Source organism: Nostoc sp., assembly GCF_036917555.1.
GTDB lineage: Bacteria > Cyanobacteriota > Cyanobacteriia > Cyanobacteriales > Nostocaceae > Nostoc.
Window position 1 is genome coordinate 73,368 of the sequence record NZ_JBALDD010000051.1, and the last position, 17,014, is coordinate 90,381.

The 17,014-nt window shown below is 41.3% G+C and carries 17 protein-coding genes; 7 read left to right on the forward strand and 10 right to left on the reverse strand.

Going from position 1 to position 17,014, the window contains the following annotated elements:
* Positions 1-154 precede the first annotated feature (154 nt).
* Positions 155-895 carry an SDR family oxidoreductase gene (locus tag V7K60_RS20240; RefSeq protein ID WP_334927715.1) on the forward strand — a complete coding sequence of 247 codons (741 nt, stop codon included), beginning with the start codon at positions 155-157 and terminating at the stop codon, positions 893-895.
* A 112-nt stretch (positions 896-1,007) separates the two neighbouring features.
* On the opposite strand, the gene V7K60_RS20245 is transcribed toward V7K60_RS20240, so the two are convergent.
* Together V7K60_RS20245 and V7K60_RS20250 are read right to left on the reverse strand one after the other, a co-directional pair.
* A complete protein-coding gene (locus V7K60_RS20245) occupies positions 1,008-2,759 on the reverse strand; it encodes a serine/threonine-protein kinase (RefSeq protein WP_334927716.1) in 1,752 nt (583 codons plus the stop codon).
* A gap of 383 nt (positions 2,760-3,142) precedes the next feature.
* Positions 3,143-4,069, reverse strand: a complete 927-nt coding sequence (locus tag V7K60_RS20250) for an AraC family transcriptional regulator (RefSeq protein WP_334927718.1) — start codon at positions 4,067-4,069, stop codon at positions 3,143-3,145.
* A 187-nt stretch (positions 4,070-4,256) separates the two neighbouring features.
* On the opposite strand from V7K60_RS20250, the gene V7K60_RS20255 reads away from it, so the two are divergent.
* Positions 4,257-5,027, forward strand: a complete 771-nt coding sequence (locus tag V7K60_RS20255) for a glucose 1-dehydrogenase (RefSeq protein WP_334927720.1) — start codon at positions 4,257-4,259, stop codon at positions 5,025-5,027.
* Between the two features lie 195 nt (positions 5,028-5,222).
* Complete coding sequence (locus V7K60_RS20260; protein ID WP_334927722.1) at positions 5,223-6,389, forward strand: alpha/beta hydrolase; 1,167 nt, start codon at positions 5,223-5,225, stop codon at positions 6,387-6,389.
* Positions 6,390-6,646: 257 nt separating this feature from the next.
* Here the strand turns inward: V7K60_RS20260 and V7K60_RS20265 are convergent, their stop codons facing one another.
* Positions 6,647-8,200 (reverse strand): YcjF family protein, encoded by a 1,554-nt coding sequence (locus V7K60_RS20265; protein WP_334927724.1) that lies wholly within the window; start codon positions 8,198-8,200, stop codon positions 6,647-6,649.
* A gap of 510 nt (positions 8,201-8,710) precedes the next feature.
* Between V7K60_RS20265 and V7K60_RS20270 the strand changes: the two genes are divergently transcribed.
* From V7K60_RS20270 to V7K60_RS20280, 3 genes are all read left to right on the forward strand, one after another.
* Positions 8,711-10,147 carry a carotenoid oxygenase family protein gene (locus tag V7K60_RS20270; protein WP_334927726.1) on the forward strand — a complete coding sequence of 479 codons (1,437 nt, stop codon included), beginning with the start codon at positions 8,711-8,713 and terminating at the stop codon, positions 10,145-10,147.
* Positions 10,148-10,384: 237 nt separating this feature from the next.
* Positions 10,385-10,867, forward strand: a complete 483-nt coding sequence (locus V7K60_RS20275; protein ID WP_334927728.1) for a hypothetical protein — start codon at positions 10,385-10,387, stop codon at positions 10,865-10,867.
* A 274-nt stretch (positions 10,868-11,141) separates the two neighbouring features.
* Complete coding sequence (locus V7K60_RS20280; protein WP_334927730.1) at positions 11,142-11,999, forward strand: lysophospholipid acyltransferase family protein; 858 nt, start codon at positions 11,142-11,144, stop codon at positions 11,997-11,999.
* Between the two features lie 68 nt (positions 12,000-12,067).
* On the opposite strand, the gene V7K60_RS20285 is transcribed toward V7K60_RS20280, so the two are convergent.
* The 5 genes from V7K60_RS20285 to V7K60_RS20305 form a co-directional block, all read right to left on the reverse strand.
* The gene (locus V7K60_RS20285; RefSeq protein ID WP_099103963.1) at positions 12,068-12,328 is read right to left on the reverse strand and encodes a MoaD/ThiS family protein; all 261 of its coding nucleotides are present in this window, start codon (positions 12,326-12,328) and stop codon (positions 12,068-12,070) included.
* Positions 12,329-12,464: 136 nt separating this feature from the next.
* Positions 12,465-12,755, reverse strand: coding sequence for an Asp-tRNA(Asn)/Glu-tRNA(Gln) amidotransferase subunit GatC (gatC, locus tag V7K60_RS20290; protein ID WP_334927731.1), 291 nt, complete (start codon positions 12,753-12,755; stop codon positions 12,465-12,467).
* 91 nt (positions 12,756-12,846) lie between these two features.
* Positions 12,847-13,368, reverse strand: a complete 522-nt coding sequence (locus tag V7K60_RS20295) for a photosystem I assembly protein Ycf3 (protein ID WP_334927733.1) — start codon at positions 13,366-13,368, stop codon at positions 12,847-12,849.
* Entirely contained in the window at positions 13,343-13,582 is a 240-nt protein-coding gene (locus V7K60_RS20300; RefSeq protein WP_334927735.1) for a hypothetical protein, read from the reverse strand. The genes V7K60_RS20295 and V7K60_RS20300 overlap by 26 nt, the downstream gene beginning before the upstream one ends.
* A gap of 3 nt (positions 13,583-13,585) precedes the next feature.
* Entirely contained in the window at positions 13,586-14,287 is a 702-nt protein-coding gene (locus V7K60_RS20305) for an SOS response-associated peptidase (protein WP_334927743.1), read from the reverse strand.
* A gap of 197 nt (positions 14,288-14,484) precedes the next feature.
* Between V7K60_RS20305 and V7K60_RS20310 the strand changes: the two genes are divergently transcribed.
* Positions 14,485-15,096, forward strand: coding sequence for a glutathione S-transferase family protein (locus V7K60_RS20310; protein WP_334927738.1), 612 nt, complete (start codon positions 14,485-14,487; stop codon positions 15,094-15,096).
* A gap of 121 nt (positions 15,097-15,217) precedes the next feature.
* On the opposite strand, the gene V7K60_RS20315 is transcribed toward V7K60_RS20310, so the two are convergent.
* Together V7K60_RS20315 and V7K60_RS20320 are read right to left on the reverse strand one after the other, a co-directional pair.
* Positions 15,218-15,445 carry a DUF167 domain-containing protein gene (locus V7K60_RS20315; protein WP_334927740.1) on the reverse strand — a complete coding sequence of 76 codons (228 nt, stop codon included), beginning with the start codon at positions 15,443-15,445 and terminating at the stop codon, positions 15,218-15,220.
* Positions 15,423-15,839, reverse strand: a complete 417-nt coding sequence (locus V7K60_RS20320; RefSeq protein ID WP_334927742.1) for a ribosomal maturation YjgA family protein — start codon at positions 15,837-15,839, stop codon at positions 15,423-15,425. Before V7K60_RS20320 ends, V7K60_RS20315 begins: the two co-directional genes overlap by 23 nt.
* Positions 15,840-17,014 lie beyond the last annotated feature (1,175 nt).

The window sequence follows — 17,014 nt, forward strand, 5'->3', positions numbered from 1 at the left end:
TATTATCTCAACAGCTATCTAAGGTGTGAATTACTACTGGTGCAAACATGACGGCCAATCACTCTTGAATGTTATGTTGATACACACTACTTGTATACTAAACTTGCTCAAAGATAGTAACAGTTGTTAGTGTCGATCAAAATAGAGAAGTAATATGTCAGAAGATTTAAAAGGCAAAGTTGCGCTGATTACAGGTGCAAACAAAGGTATTGGGTATGAGATTGCCCGCCAATTAGGTTCTAGAGGCGCTAGTGTTCTTGTTGGTTCAAGAGATATAGGACGTGGTGAAGAAGCAGCGAATAAACTTCGTCTTAGCCAGATCGATGCCCGAACAATTCAACTTGATGTGAGCAACCAAAAAACAATCGACTCTGTGGGTAAACAAATCGAGAGCGAATTCGGAAAACTTGATATCCTTGTAAACAATGCTGGAATACTAAGTGATGGCGATCGCCTTCCACCTAGTCAAGTTGATATTGAAACACTGCGACATACTTATGAAACGAATGTATTTGGAGTGTTTGCAGTTACCAAAGCGTTGTTACCACTGTTAAAGAAATCAAAAGCAGGGCGAATAGTTAATTTATCAAGTAGTTTAGGTTCTCTGACTCAGAACTCCGATCCAAATTATGAATTCGCTAACTATAAGCTTCTTGCTTATAATTCATCAAAGACAGCAGTGAATGCAATTACAGTTTTATTGGCTGCCGAACTTAAAGATACCTCAATTAAAATCAATGCTGCCGATCCTGGTTTTACAGCAACTGACATTAATCAATACCAAGGGTATCGCACTGTTGAGCAAGGTGCGATCGCAGCAGTAAGACTAGCTACTCTACCTAATGATGGTTCTAGCGGAGGTTTTTTTGATGAAAATGGTGTGGTTCCTTGGTAAAAAGTAGAGGGCATTGGGCATGAGTTATTCCCCTTGTCCCTTTGTCCCCCCTCGTTCCTTTACGGGGAAGCAAGCTAACAAGAGTGTCATTACGAATTACGAATTACTAAATTTACCGAATATTAACTTCTTGAAGATAATTTACTTCTTGAAGATATTTAACCTTAGTAGCTAAGTTTTTTGGGACGAATAAATTTATTCTTTTTGCAGAAGCTATCTTTTGATTGTCAGCTAATACGCGTTGTTTTTGAGTATACTCATTCAATTTGACTTGAGCTTGAGCATAAACTAGAGTATCTTGGGGAATATTTTTGAGAAATTTTACAGCTCGATCGAAATCACCAATAGATGCTTGTTTATAGGCTTTCTGTAAAAAGTAGGCTGCTCTGATCTGCCGCTTTCGATTGTATTCAGCTAACTTGTCTTGAACTAAAGCACCTGCATGACTTTCTTGAGGAATTTGACGCAGATATTGTAAGGCGGCAGAAAAATCTTTTTCAGCAGCTTTTTCGTAAGCTTTTGCTAATAAATCTTGCGTTTGTATTTCAATGTTTACAGATGCTTGCTGAACTATTTTATCTATTTTAGATTGCCAATAGAAAATCTTTGGAACTTTAGCAGCAGCATGAAGAACATCTGACCATCTGCTCTCTTTAAAAGCTGTTTGTGCTATTTCGTATTGGTGTGCAGCTACTTGCCATTGCTCTTGCCATTCTTCAATTGTAGCCTGCGCTTCTGGATAAACATTGCTGTGAGAGGGAATTGATTTAGCGAGTGCGATCGCTTCTTCCAAATCTCCTGCTTGATATTCTTTTGTGGCTTTATATAAAGTATCTGTTTCTGAATATGCAGGTGCAGTATTAACTAAAGAATATACACCAAATCCCATCACTAAAGAATTAGCTGCCAATCCTACTTTCATTCCCGTTAATAATGGGGATGATTTTCCAGATGCAGAATTTTTCGCTACTTCTAGGGAAAATTGAGAATTTTCCTCTAATATTTCTGATGGCTGAGGTTCCCAGATTATTTGTTTGAGTACCCGCAGCACTTCACCCACAGACTGAAAGCGGTCTTGGTAATTATAGCGGATCATTTGGCTGAGAACAGCAGCTAAATAATCGTTAACTGGCGTGTTTGGAGAACGCCAAAAAATTTCATTAGTAGAAGGATCGGTTTTTAATTGTAGTGGTTCTAGCCCTGTTAAAGCCTGGATAGCAATCATACCCAAAGCATAAATATCACTGTTGGGCTGTGTTTGACCAATAAATTGTTCTGGCGGTATGTATCCCAATGAAGTGACGGGAATTCTATAGATGGGCAATTCTGCACCTATACCAAAATCGATCGACTGGATTGAGCCAAAGTCAATCATAACTAACTTGTTATCAACAGTACGTCTAATCAAGTTTTCCGGTTTGATATCGCAATGAATCACGCCTTGAGAGTGGACAAATTCTAGAATACCTAAGACATCGATCAGGAATTCTACAACTTCGCTCTCACTCCACAGACAGCCCGATTGTTGATTGATGGGCAATTCTGCAGTCAGCGCATGTCCTTCAATACACTCTTGCACTAAATAAAATCGCTGGTTTTCTTCAAAGCAGGCGATAAATTCAGGAATTTGGTCATGACTTCCCAGAAGTTTCAAAGTTTGGGTTTCAGTCAGAAACAGTAACCTCAGCATCTCCAAGTAGCCGGATTCGGAACTGTTAACTTTAATCTGCTTAATAACGCATTTGGGATTCTCTGGATAATCTACGTCTACAGCAATGTATGTTTGTCCAAACACCCCTGCACCGAGGCTTTGGACAATTTGGTAACGCCCTTGTAGTAATTTACCGATTATGTGGTAGGTCATGACCTGGTTACTCAGTAAGTCCTTTTATTTAGTTTTTCTGACATTCCCTCCTATTTCCGGAATGCTTGAAAAATATATATCTTGAACTTTTGTTACTAAAATCCAAAATCTATTTATTTAAGTAAAAATACTTAAATTTTAGAAAGAATAAATAATAAGATTCCTATAATAAAATCTATCAATAGAGGTTAGGTTGGACACCAGTGAAACCCAACATAAACCACACAAGCCGAATAAGAAAATAGCTGTTTCGCCCTCACGTCCATTGAATTGTTAGCCCGCGGTTCGGTTTTACCACGCCATTTTTGCTTACGCTCAACGCGGCGAAACAAAAAGCGAGCAACTTTGTATTAGTCCTTTACACCAATAAGCCTGTCCAATTCTTATTGCCCTAAATTGCTGCGCAGCTTGGTAATGTCACGATGCGGGGGAATACCAAATAATTTTTTATATTCACGGCTGAAATATGACGGGTCTTCATAACCGACGCAGAAGCTGGCGATCGCCACGTCCATGTTTTCGCCAAACATCAGACGGCGTGCTTCCTGAAGCCGTATTTGTTTCTGGAACTGCAAAGGACTCATCGCTGTGACAGACTTAAAATGTTGGTGAAAGCCTGACACGCTCATGCCGAGTTCGCGGGCTGTATCTTCGATTTTCAGAGGCTGATCAATGTTCTCGCGGATTTGCCTGACCACCCTGGAGATGCGCTGTGCATCGCCTTCGGTAGTGATAAGCTGGTTGAGCCGCGCGCTCTGTTTTCCTTTTAAAAGCCGATAGATGATCTCGCGGATGATGAGCGGCGCGAGAAACTTCATTTCGTCCGGCGTGTCAAATAGTTTCACCAATTTGACGACCGCTTCCAGCAAATCGGCATCAACCGGGCTAACATCCATCGCCTTGACTCCGGTGCCGCTTTTTTTAGTTTCGATGCCAGATTCAATCATCACCGCAGCAACAAGTGCCGGATCGAGGTCTATCCGAAGATTCAAGTAAGGTTTTTCCTCAGACGCTTCAACGACATTACTCATAATGGGCAAATCAAGCGTCGAGATTAAGTAATGACCGGAATCATAATGAAATAATTCATCATTCAAAAGTACATCCTTGCTGCCCTGGGCGATGACGCAGAAGGCGGGCTTTAATACGGATACCTGACTCTCGGTCGGTTTCGACGATTGATATATGAAAATGGCCGGAAACACTTCCAAAAGGCTATTTTCGGGAGCGAGACGAATCATTCTTTCGATCAGCTCTTCCCGGTTGATCTGCATCTTTCGCTTTTCAAATTCTGCTTCTCTTTGGTTCATAAATTCATCTTAAAGGCTTTGTTTTTCTTCAGCACGTGACGCAGCAGATTTTTGGAGAATTGTCCGGTTTTTTTCGATGAACGTCCTCACGCTATCCGTTTTCACGCCTGCATAATTGAATTCATACAGCAAACGGTAGAAACGCTGCTGATAAAAACCAGATTGATATTTGGAGAATTTAAAGATTATGGAAACGAAAGAAAATAAATTATTTAAAGGCAAGGTTGCCTTTATCACCGGTGGCGGAACAGGTATTGGTGTTGCCACCGCAGTAGCATTTGCAAAAGAAGGTGCCAGTGTGGCGATTGTCGGTTCGTCCGATAAACACCTTGAAGAGGGGCTAAATCGTATCAAACAGGAAGGCGGAGAAGCTCTTGCCATCAAGTGTGATGTGCGACGGGCAGAAGATGTCAAAGCGGCACTTGATCAAACTATCGAGACGTATGGACGGCTGGATTACGCCTTCAATAATGCCGGTGTCGAACATCCGGGAACGCCATTGGCTGATATTACCGAGGAAGAATTTAATCGCCAGATGAATATCAACCTCAAAGGTGTTTTTCTTGGCATGAAGTATCAAATTCCCCTGATCCTCAAAAGCGGCGGTGGTGCCATTGTCAACACATCTTCCGGCGCAGGAGTCAAAGGATTTAAAGGACAGGCAGCTTATACAGCAGTGAAGCATGGGGTCGTTGGTCTAACCCGCTCGGCAGCTCTGGATTATGCAACAGACAATATCAGGATTAATGTCGTGGCTCCGGGCATCATTGATACGCCGATGATGGATCGATTCACGGGCGGAACGGAAGAAGGGCGCAAAGGAGCTATTTCTCAGGAACCTATTGGCAGAGCGGGAACACCGGAAGAGATTGCCAATGCTGTCATCTGGCTATGCTCGGATGCTTCATCCTTTGTGACAGGTCACACGCTAGTAGCTGACGGCGGACAAACGGTATAAAGATTTGGGAAAAGCGTTTTTACTTGCAGAGCTTTCTAAAACTTTTAGCAGCATTGCCGCTATTGCTTACATTCAGAAAACAGGCGTTGCATAAAACAGGGATGAATTATTGAACCGCGAAGACGAGCCAGTGCGTTGCGGGGGTTCCCCCCGTTGTAGCACCTGGCGTGCAAAGTGCGCGAAGGAATTAGGTTTATGAATTCGCAAAAATTAAGAAACATCCCGCAAATATGCAACGCCAGAAAACAAGCAATAAATACAGATTTAGGAGTCAGTAAAATGAAGATTAAATTTATATTAATTTTAACGATGATGACTCTTATGATAAGCGAGCAAGCTTACACACAAACAAAACAAAAAGGACAATCAAAAAAAATAGAAGAAATGGAACAGATAAAACCAGAAAGATATACCACCTTTAAGGTAAGCGATAACGTTACGATGTATAGGGTTACTTTTAAAAACCAATACAAAATGGATGTTGCGGGACATCTATTTATTCCCAAGAATTTAGATCAGAGTAAAAAACATTCGGCGATCATTGTTGGGCATCCTATGGGAGCAGTAAAAGAACAAAGTGCCAACGTGTATGCTGCAAATATGGCTGAACGAGGGTTTGTAACTTTATCTCTTGACTTGTCTTTCTGGGGTGAGAGTGAAGGCGAACCACGCAACGCTGTTGCACCTGATATTTATTCTGAAGATTTCAGTGCAGCAGTTGACTTTCTTGGCACCCGTCCATTTGTTGACAGAAACCGAATTGGAATAATTGGAATTTGTGGTAGCGGAAGCTTTGTTATCAGTGCTGCTAAGATTGATCCACGAATGAAAGCGATCGCAACTGTCAGCATGTATGATATGGGAGCAGCCAGCCGAAATGCACTTAACCATTCGCTGACCCTTGAGCAGAGAAAGAAAATCCAGGAGGAGGCTGCAAAGCAACGTTATGTAGAGTTTACCGATGGTGAAACCAAATACACGAGTGGGACTGTACATAGGTTAGATGAAAACACACACCCTATCCAGCGTGAGTTTTATGATTTCTACCGTACACCGCGAGGTGAATACACTCCAAAAGGAGGGTCGCCGGAACTCACAACGCACCCGACGTTAAGCAGTAACGTTAAGTTTATGAATTTTTACCCGTTTAATGATATAGAAACGATTTCCCCTCGTCCTATGCTTTTCATCACGGGTGATAAGGCTCACTCAAGAGAGTTTAGTGAGGATGCCTACAAACGTGCAGCCGAACCCAAAGAATTGTATATCATTCCGAAAGCAGGACACGTTGATTTATATGACAGAGTTGAGTTAATTCCCTTTGATAAACTCACGTCATTCTTTACCGAACATTTAAAGTAACGTGAGTTTGGGATCAGAACCGAAGAATTATTGAAGAAACCGTCGTTTGAGATACAACGACGGTTTCTTTTCAAGTAATTTCAAAAATAATTGAAACAAATCTTTGTCACGATGATTGAATTCGTGTTTGCACTCATTGGAGTGCAAATAAAAGTTCTGTTAAAGATTGACTCTCGATTTTCGTTAACCCTCTGAACGGTTACAAATCAACTGTAATTTACCAAAAATAAATATTACCCTCCTATTCTCAGAATCTCCTAACCCTTAGCTTCCGTATCTTCCTCAACCACCTCAGATTTTTCTGTTAACGGCTTCACCACTCGTGCGATCGCTTCTTGAATAAAAGCCTTTATAAATTCATCTCGGCGATTAATCTGAAACTGTCGTTGTACAACTTCTGTCATTCCACCATCACCCCAATCTTGGTCATGACGAAAATATTCAATAAAACTTTTACCGGCAATTCGCGTTAAATAAGCTGCTGTCACGCCTTGAATTGCTCTACCAATAATAAAGGTGGCAACATTGAGTTGCAACGCTGTAGATAATAATTGAATTGCTCCTTTAACAATGCCCAAACTAGCGATGGTTTTCGCTAAAGAAAGGGCTAATTCTCGTCCCCGTTCCATATTCAATTCACAGCCATACACTCTGCCAATTTCCACAACCATTTGAGCATTAACAGCAGCTGTCGCCAATAAATCTACAACTGGTATCGGCGTGACTGATACCACACCAGCACCAATCCATTGAAACCGTTCTACAATTTTGTCAGCTTGACGGCGACGCTGGCCATCGATGAGTTTTCGCGCTTCGTCTCCCAATCGCAGAGATTGCAAAAGAATATTATCCGCCACCAAATCTTCACCTTCGGCGCGTAAAACCGCAGCCGTGCGCCGCAGCAACGGAATAATATCAGGTTCCGGTTGGAAGGTTTCACCAGTTTCTAGTTGTGCAGGTTGGGGATTAGCAGCGATCGCTACCACATCATTAGTAGCAATAAATCCCCGTACCCGTTGACGCAATCTCGCCAGGATGGATTCTTTATCTTCATCTGTATATAAATCAGTTTTGTTCAGCACCAAAAGCGATCGCTTGCCAATTTCTGCTAACCCCCGCAGTGGCTCATATTCTGAGCGTCGTAAATCATTATCCACTACAAACAACAGTAAATCGGCTTCTGTTGCCAGTTCTCGCGCCATCTGTTCCCGTTCCGTTCCCGCCACCCCTGCTTCTAAAATCCCCGGCGTATCTGTAATTAAAATTTTGCGTTCTAATCCCTTCAACCGCAGACAATAGGTTTCTCCAACCTGAGTTGTACCCATCGGTGCATCTACCTGACCGACCATGCGTCCCATAATCGCATTAACTAGGGAAGTTTTGCCAGCACTCCCCGTACCAAATACTACTACTTGAATTTCGCCCCGTGCTAAGTTTGCTTCAATCTCTCGCGATCGACTTAATAAAGCTTGGCGTGTTACTTCATCTTGAATTTGCGCTACCTGTTGCCGCACAGCTTGTAGAGTTGTAGAAGCAGCATCAGATTTAGCAGCCGGAATTTGCGCCGCAGTTACTCGCTTCGGGTTGCGGCGCGATCGCTTTTCCCCGGATCTAATCACCAATACATAATAAACGAAAGCGGCAACCAAGGCTCCAATCAGGACAATCAGCAGCAACAGCAACAAATTGCCTAGCAACGGCGAATAGGACAATTGCCAATAGAGGCGTGATAGGGAATCAATTAGCCACAGGACTAGCCCCAAAATGACGATTAGACCGACAATCAGCGTTACTATGCGTGACAGAGGCATGGGTGGGAAAGATTAGTAAGTATTCAGTAGGCAGATGCTTCTAATCTTAATAGTTTCAGCATTTTTTACCAGAGTAGTGAGAAGGAGCTTTCGATAAACTAACAACGCTCATATCATGTACGCATAATTTAGTTACGCTAACCATAGTTATTACACCCCAAAGAGCCAAAGCGTCGCTTTGTCTCCGATTACCTAAGAGCAAGTCTACAGTGGTGTGACACAAGTCCTAAAAACCTAGCTTGATGAAGCTTGACTCGTTACCATGCTCTGCATGAGAACAAGAAAAATGCCATTGTCAGTCGAAACAATACCATTGTCAGTCAAAACAATGCCATTGTCAGTCGAAACAATACCATTGTCAGTCGAAACAATACCATTGTCAGTTGAAACAATGCCATTGCACGTCAAGAGACTTGTGTGTACACCGTAGCTACTAGGGGAGGGGATTAAAAAATTGCAACAATGTAAGAATGCAATAGTCTACATCAATGTATTAAGCAAGATTTTAATATGCATACTATTACTAAAAAGTCAACCAAAAAAGCCTGGGCGAGTGCGATCGCAGAACCAGCAAAAGAATTTCCCCTTACTCAACTGTCAATTATTTCTGGCAAAGTCCCAGATGGCCTGCGTGGCACACTTTACCGCAACGGCCCTGCACGGCTAGAACGCGGTGGCGTTCTTGTGGGACACTGGTTTGATGGAGATGGGGCAATTCTCGGCGTTCATTTCACAGATGCAGGAGTTAGCGGAGTCTATCGCTATGTGCAAACAGCAGAATATCTAGCTGAAACTGAAGCGGATAGGTTTCTTTATGGTGTCTATGGGATGCATCCGCCAGGCCCTATTTGGAAGCGCTGGGGTCAACAAATCAAGAATGCAGCGAATACCTCAGTGTTAGCTTTACCTGATAAATTGTTGGCTCTATGGGAAGTCAGCAATCCTTATGCTCTTGATTTGCATACTTTAGAAACGAAGGGATTGGATGATTTAGGTGCTTTGGACAACGGATTACCTTATTCGGCTCATTACAAGCGTGATTCACAAACAGGTGAGATTTTTAACTTTGGAATCAGCATTGGAAGTTCTGTACAATTGAATCTCTACAAAAGCGATGCTACTGGCAAAATTATCCAAAAAACTGCTTTTAAGCTAGATCGCGGCTCTATAATGCATGATTTTGTTTTAACTCAAAGGTATCTGGTGTTTTTCATGCCACCAATGCGGATGAAAATGCTCTCACTTTTGCTAGGTGTGACTACCTTTAGTGAATCTCTGTTGTGGGAACCTCAATTAGGAACCCAGGTGTTAATCTTTGACCGGGAAAACTTATCCTTAGTTAGTCGTAGCGAAACCGATGCCTGGTTTAATTGGCATTTTGGCAATGGCTATGAAGATGAAGACGGTTCCGTGGTTTTGGACATGGTGCGATATTCAGATTTTCAACAAACTAATGAATATCTCAGAGAATTTGCAAGTGGTGAGACGCACACAGTTTTTAGAGGAACATTGTGGCAAGTACGCCTCAATCCCCAAATTGGTAAAGTGACAGCAATACAGGAAGTTGTCAACCGGATTTGTGAATTTCCCGGCGTGCAGCGATCGCAAGTTGGGCAACCTTGGCGCTATACTTACATATCATTAATGCCCCAAAGAACGGATACAGACAAAGAATCTTTCAGTGCGATCGCCCGCTTCGACTACAAAACTGAAACCCTCACTGAAGCAGACTTAGGAAAAAACCGCTATGCTTCAGAACCCATCCCCGCCCAAGATGCCCAAAACCCTGAGCAAGGCTGGGTGCTAACTGTGGTATACGATGGTAATTCTCATAGTAGTGAAGTTTGGGTATTTGATAGCGATCGCCTGGATGCAGAACCCGTTTGCAAACTAAGATTACCTAGCGTCATTCCCCACAGCTTCCACGGCACTTGGAACCCAGCTTAACAATTCGATTGGGGAATGGGGAAGAAGCAAGAGAGCAGGGAGCAGGCAGCAAGGGAGACAAGGGGATAAAAAAGCGTTTTCCCAATGCCCAATGACGCCAGTCGCCTCAAGTCGGGAAACCCGCCCACAGCGCTGGCTCCCCAATGCCCAATGCCTAATTCACTCTAATCTTTGATAATTGCTAAGTGTAAAAACGTAGTATCCTACATATTGGTATTTAAAAATCAGTCCAAAATCATGAGGAGAAACCCTATAGCATTACTACTTAGCGGAGTGATTGTCAGCTTTGGACTGTCATCATTGTTAGCTCAAGCACAACAAAAGGTTTCTGATGCCCAAGTCGTGGCAATGGTAGAGGCACTGCGACTAGCTGCACCGCAGACCGGCATCGCCAATGATGGACTTTACAGTGAATGGCAAGTTAAACCAGAAACCTTAAAAGGCTGGTCGAAATATTGTCTCAAACAAGAACTAACACCAACGCAGTTTGAAAATAGCCCCGCGAAGGCACGCCAAGTTGTATCTTGCATTACGCGCCGTGAGTTTAACAAGCAATTTATCACCAGCAATAATAATGAAACAGCTGCTGTACATGGGGTAGGTTGTTGGTGGATGACTGGCAGCTATACAGGCTGCAACAGCGGATTTACTGCTACATATCTTCAAAAAGTTGTGGGTTTTTACCAGCAGCAGCGTTCAAAACCAACAACTACTCCATAGACATCACCAAATTAATCGCCGCAATGTGGCAATAGAAATATGAGTGAAAAGTAATGTAGAGACATAGTACTACTACATCTCTACATGGGTTATGGATAACGCATATTTAATTTCACCAAATGTTTAATTGATTAAGCGATCGCAATTAAGGAAAATCAACTCCTATGCGTCCACGTTGATTTTAATAACAGAGTTTTAGCCTTAACCCAACCGTATTGAGTTATATCTAAACAAAGGATTGTTTGAACTTTGCCAATGCTGTTAGAATGCCTCGATGTCAAAAAAACAATATTTTTTAAACAAAAAACCCGGTTGGTCTTTGGATGAGCGAGATCCAAAGTTCATAGAATCTCTAATGCCCCTGTTTGGCTTTTTGTATCACTACTATTTTCGAGTTCAAACTAGTGGCTGGGAGAATATTCCACCCCAAGAAAAAGTCTTATTTGTTGGTTCGCACAATGGGGGACTCGCGGCCCCTGATATGTCAATGATGATGTACGACTGGTTCCGAAGATTTGGTGTAGAGAAACCAGTTTATGGTTTGATGCATCCCAAGGTTTGGCAAGTTAGCACGCCACTAGCGCAACTAGTCGCTAAGGCTGGAGCAATCATCGCCCATCCGAAAATGGCTTACACTGCCTTACGCTCTGGAGCGAGTGTGCTAGTTTATCCCGGTGGAGCCGAAGATCTCTTCCGACCGAATTATTTACGTGACAAAATTTACTTGGCAGGGCGACAAGGATTTATTAAGTTAGCGTTACGGGAAAATGTGCCGATTGTACCTGTGATTTCCTGGGGCGCTCACGATACACTGATTATAATTGCTGACTGTTATAAAGTTGTGCAGCAACTTCATGAGTGGGGAATGCCTTGGCTATTAGGTATCGATCCAGAAGTTTTTCCAATTTATCTCGGACTGCCGTGGGGATTAGGAATTGGCCCATTGCCCAATATTCCATTACCAGTGCCCATCTACACGCGGGTTTGTCCGCCAATTGTATTTGAACGCTACGGCCGTGAAGCAGCTAGCGATCGCTACTATGTCAATGAATGTTATGAATTAGTTGTTAGTCAAATGCAGCAAGAGTTAGATAACTTAATAAAGCTAACTGCTAAGGCCAATTCTCTTTGAATAGTTATGAGTTAGAAGTTTTGAATCTTTAATTTATCACTCCTAACTCATAACTCCTAACTGTTTTCCTAGCCGCCGCTGACTGGTGGAATCAACACAACCTCATCCCCATCTTGTAGTAGGGTATCTGGTTCGACAAATATCAAATTAATCCCAAAACGGGTTATATCACGCCATTGGGAGAGTTCTGGGTGTTCAGCTATGAGGCGATCGCATACTGCTTTGACTGGCATACTATTAGGAAATTCCAGCACTAGTTCCGAAACCCTAAAGGCTTCTTGATAAGCAGCGAACAATTTGACGGTAACGGTGATTACAGATTTAGACATATAACATACTTTGGCAGTACGAGCAAGGGTTTTAATAGTTGCCAATAATGTAGACAAATGTTCAACACAACTTATGTATGTTTTGCTTCCCTGCCCCTTGTGCGTGAAACAAATCTAAAATCCCAAATTCATTTGACTATTCAGCACTGAGGATTTTCGGTACTTTAAAAAATTCGCCTTCCTGTTCCGGTGCACTGTTGAGAATACTTTCCCGGTCAGGATAGGGTTGCAATTCATCCTCTCGTGTGATATTGCTGACATCAATTGCCCGTGTTGTTGGCAGCACATTACTGACATCAAGTTCATTCAATTGTTCGATATAGTCCAGAATACTTCCCAACTGTGTAGTAAATTGTTCCTCTTCTTCTGGAGTCAATTCTAAACGAGCAAGATTAGCTACTTTGTGAACTTGTTCTTGGTCAATCATCTTTTTTTAGTTAGGAGTTAGAGACGCGATTAATTATCGCGTCTGCACAGAAGTTAGCAGTGATTGATTAATAATTTCTAACTCATCACTTTTAGAAGAATACGTCAATTTGCGATCGCCCGGTGGTTTTGAGCCAGTTTTGGGCTTCGATGTAGTTATTGGGAGCCATGCGAATAGCACGAATCCAATAGTCTGCTGCTTGGTCAAAAAGTGCTTCGCCGGCCTCGTTATCTCCAGCTTCTTTCTCCTTTTCGCCTTGGTAGTGATAAATCACAGCGATGTTGTTCAAGGCTTGGGGCATACGTGGGTTCAACTCAATTGCCTTGTGATATAGTTCTAAAGCCTTGTCGTGGTCGCCATTGCTGGCATAGATTAGCCCCATATTGTAGAAAATATAGCCGCGATCGTTGGTATCTTCCTCTAGTGTTAGAGCTTCTTCATAGTATTCCAATGCCTCAGCATATTCCCCTTCCGCTTGGGCCGACATACCATCTCGATAATAAACAAACGCTTCTTTAGCTTTTTTGTTGGTTGGCAGGATCTTCAGAATGATATCCGCCATCACAGTAAAGGATTTGTCAATAAAATTATCGTTTTTTTGTGTTCTTGGCATATTTCTCTCTGGGTATTGGGCATTGGGTGTGGGCATTAGCATGGGGCATGGGGCACTTGTACTGAGCGAAGGTGAGTGCGTCTCGTAGAGAAGCCGTTAGCGCAGCCTCTCGTAGATAAGTATTGGGCATGGAACATTGGGAAAACGCTTTTTTATCCCCTTGTCCCCCTGCTCTCCCTGCTTCCTCATCTCCCCAATCCCCTAGTTCACTCAATAGTTAATTTAACTGATTTGCGGGGGCATTCTTCTCGCTAAAGGGTACGATACATTCTGAACTATTATGTCGGGAGTTGTTTACCAAGGTGCTAACTGGATATGCAATCATTGCTGGCGCTGGATAGGGACGCAATAGCTGCTGTAGGGTTTGGGGCGTTTCCACTTGGGAATCTAGCCATAAATCGTAATCTTGTGGCTCCAGAATTACTGGCATCCGCTCGTGGATGGGTTGGAGTAATTCGTTAGCTGCCGTTGTCAAAATTGTACAAGAGATTATTTCTTCGTTAGCAGGCGAACGCCATCTCTCCCACAAACCTGCAAAACCGAAGGGTTGCCCATCTTGAAGATGAAAATAAAATGGCTGCTTCTTACCTTGTTGGCGTTGCCACTCATAAAAGCCATCAGCTAGCACTAAACAGCGTCTGTGCTTAAAAGCCGAACGAAAAGCAGGTTTTTCGGCGACAGTTTCTGCCCTAGCATTAATCAGCTTTGCCCCCATTCCTGCATCTTTCGCCCATGACGGAATTAATCCCCAATGCAACTGCTTAAATTCCCGCTTTTCGCTTTCGGGATTTTGTAACACTGTCGCCACCATTTGCGTAGGTGCAATGTTATATTCGGCTGCCAAATCGGGAACTGACTCGACATGGAAAACTTCAGACAATCCTGCTGCCGACTGGTTTAGAGTAAATCTTCCACACATAGTTTTATTTTCGACCATTAACTAAATTAAACATCTAAATCTAGAAATAAATAAGATTTTTTTATTTTTTCGAATAATTTTATGTAGTATGTTCAGATACTAAATACAAAAAAAATATCCGGTTTTGGGAAAATCTTTTGGTAAGATATTGTATTTTGAACCTTCATTTCTCAAGATATTCCTAACTGTATTTTAACATGGAACTACTGCATCTGTACGATTTTTTACCTTCTGGTCATGGTTATAAGATACGTCTTTTATTGACACAACTAGGTATACCTTTTGAAAGGATAGAGCTTAACATCTTAAAAGGTGAGACTCGAACACCAGAATTTTTAAGTAAAAATCCTAACGGTCAGATACCTGTTTTGGAAATCGAGCCAGGGAAATATTTAGCAGAATCAAATGCCATATTGGTGTATCTAAGTGAAGGTACAGAGTTTTTACCTTATGACCGCTTTTTACGAGCGCAGGTGCTGCAATGGTTATGTTTTGAACAATATAGCCATGAGCCTTTTATTGCTATATCAAGATTTTGGATTTCTATTTTAGGTAAAACTGAAGAATATAGTGAAGCTATCAAACAAAAACGTGAACCAGGTTATGCAGCACTTAACTTGATGAATAAACACTTAACTTCTCAAGATTTTTTTGTCGGAGAACGTTATACGATTGCTGATATTGCCTTGTTCGCTTACACTCATGTAGCTGATGAAGGTGGGTTTGATTTAACACAATATTCTGCTATCCAAGCTTGGATAGAAAGAGTCAAAACTCAACCCAGATATATCAGTATTACAGAGGCATAAAATTAGATTTTGCAAGTTTCTATCTCTGGTTTCTTGTCTCTAGTAGAGAATGTACTGGGTGGAATGTAGCTCATATTAAGAAGGCAGCAAAGTCTTCAAAAAAGGTATTATTAAGCAGCAGTTAGGTATTCGTATCAATTTCCATCAACTTTTGCCGAGAGGAGAAACCTGACTTAATTCTGATATGAGACTTGGGTACATCAAATTTATCTGCTAGTAGTTTAATTAACTCTTCATTAGCCTTACCATCAACTGGGGGCGATTTTAAATAAACAGTCAAATTGCCATCAGGTTGTTCTTCAATTTTTTGCTGTTTTGAATTAGGTTTAACCTTGACTTTTTTTTGCATAACCTATTCCGTGTAATTGTCGCAGCCATAACCAGCCTAAAACAGAACCCAATACATAATGAGGAAAATCCCACCAAACAAAGGTCGTACCAAGTAACAATTTACCTATCAAGGTGGCGCGAGTTTGCTCTAATAGTGGCGGATGCCAAAGTTGCAAGAATTCTAATATACAGGTGATGACAAAAACCCATATAGGAATTTGGATTACCGCTGCCCGACTTCTGAAAAACCAAAATGCGAACAGACACCAAAATATCTCGTAAAATACAGCTGCTCCGTAATCATTAAACCAGTGATGGGCAGGCCCATTATAATACTTAAACAAAAATCCTATCGGTACAACGATGAACGCAGAAATAATAATAAATATTGTTTGGTCACGGTATCGAAGCATTTTCTATAGACTAGAGACTATGCAAGATTTTAGCAGCGGAACGACTATAAGTCTCCTCTGGGTACTAGGGAAAAAAATATAAGTAAGATTTGGTTGAGGTCTGAATCTCCATTCAAATTTTTAAGAGTCCCCCCAATTTACGCGCTCTGGTTTGGTTTCAGTCCCCTTTTAATCCTACATAGGCTATTGCTCCAAATACAGATTTGGGATGTATTGAGCTATAGGAAAGCAATATATGACTCAATATTCATATTTATCATCCCACAGCTTGGTGCATGAGTTTTTATCTGCAATTAGTACTTTTCTATTACTTTCGTTAGTACACAATTTGAAACATCTGTTTGAGATCGGCTTTTCTTCATTGACATTTGTTTAGATGGTTTTTGTGGGTATGCGTAGACTAGCAAAAACCGCAGAGATCGCTAATTTCCAAAAAAGCATATAAAATTTATGTAAAGCTCAAGTGTTATTAAGCATAAAAATCTTCTGGATATACATTAATTTAACTTATCTATTTAAAAAATTATTTCTTTAGTTCTTTAACAAAAAAAATGATCTCGAAACCTAACTTAATGACAAACCCCATCAAGCTAAAAAAAACTGGCAACATTAACCAAACAAATCAGTAGATTTTAAAAAATATTTCATTTAAAGTTTACAAACATATATCAATGTATTATGAATCGGATTTATTAAGTATTTTGAAGATTTAGTAAAGAAGTGTATGTAACCTTGTACTTCATGATAATTGAATAATTACAGCATGGGTTTAAAAAATTGGAAAAAAACCAAAATATTTGACCTAATTACTTAATCATTTGCGTAATCAATTTAATGGATTGTTAGGGAATAAATTATCTGATTTCTTAGTTATGCATTTCGCTCACAACCAAGGGCTGGCTTTTCGGATCAGCCCACAGTAAGTAGTTGGATATTTTTTCTTGAGCAGCTACTAACCAAATAGTTAATGTTTTTTAACATGAAATTACGCAAATGACAAGTAATCTACATTGAACTAATAAATAGTTCTTTGATTGATGCTGAACTTACATATTTAGTGAGAAATTTAGGAGAGATAATTCTGATTTCTTAGTTATGCATTTCGCTCACAACCAAGGGCTGGCTTTTCGGATCAGCCCACAGTAAGTAGTTGGATATTTTTTCTTGAGCAGCTA

Bases quoted from the DNA above. Each gene is read 5' to 3' on its own strand.
- V7K60_RS20255 (WP_334927720.1), top strand. From the start codon at position 4,257: ATGGAAACGAAAGAAAATAAATTATTTAAAGGCAAGGTTGCCTTTATC.
- V7K60_RS20305 (WP_334927743.1), bottom strand. From the start codon at position 14,287: ATGTGTGGAAGATTTACTCTAAACCAGTCGGCAGCAGGATTGTCTGAA.
- V7K60_RS20245 (WP_334927716.1), bottom strand. From the start codon at position 2,759: ATGACCTACCACATAATCGGTAAATTACTACAAGGGCGTTACCAAATT.
- V7K60_RS20250 (WP_334927718.1), bottom strand. From the start codon at position 4,069: ATGAACCAAAGAGAAGCAGAATTTGAAAAGCGAAAGATGCAGATCAAC.
- V7K60_RS20260 (WP_334927722.1), top strand. From the start codon at position 5,223: ATGAATTCGCAAAAATTAAGAAACATCCCGCAAATATGCAACGCCAGA.
- V7K60_RS20315 (WP_334927740.1), bottom strand. From the start codon at position 15,445: ATGCAAAAAAAAGTCAAGGTTAAACCTAATTCAAAACAGCAAAAAATT.
- gatC (WP_334927731.1), bottom strand. From the start codon at position 12,755: ATGATTGACCAAGAACAAGTTCACAAAGTAGCTAATCTTGCTCGTTTA.
- V7K60_RS20285 (WP_099103963.1), bottom strand. From the start codon at position 12,328: ATGTCTAAATCTGTAATCACCGTTACCGTCAAATTGTTCGCTGCTTAT.
- V7K60_RS20240 (WP_334927715.1), top strand. From the start codon at position 155: ATGTCAGAAGATTTAAAAGGCAAAGTTGCGCTGATTACAGGTGCAAAC.
- V7K60_RS20310 (WP_334927738.1), top strand. From the start codon at position 14,485: ATGGAACTACTGCATCTGTACGATTTTTTACCTTCTGGTCATGGTTAT.
- V7K60_RS20270 (WP_334927726.1), top strand. From the start codon at position 8,711: ATGCATACTATTACTAAAAAGTCAACCAAAAAAGCCTGGGCGAGTGCG.
- V7K60_RS20280 (WP_334927730.1), top strand. From the start codon at position 11,142: ATGTCAAAAAAACAATATTTTTTAAACAAAAAACCCGGTTGGTCTTTG.
- V7K60_RS20320 (WP_334927742.1), bottom strand. From the start codon at position 15,839: ATGCTTCGATACCGTGACCAAACAATATTTATTATTATTTCTGCGTTC.
- V7K60_RS20275 (WP_334927728.1), top strand. From the start codon at position 10,385: ATGAGGAGAAACCCTATAGCATTACTACTTAGCGGAGTGATTGTCAGC.
- V7K60_RS20265 (WP_334927724.1), bottom strand. From the start codon at position 8,200: ATGCCTCTGTCACGCATAGTAACGCTGATTGTCGGTCTAATCGTCATT.
- V7K60_RS20295 (WP_334927733.1), bottom strand. From the start codon at position 13,368: ATGCCAAGAACACAAAAAAACGATAATTTTATTGACAAATCCTTTACT.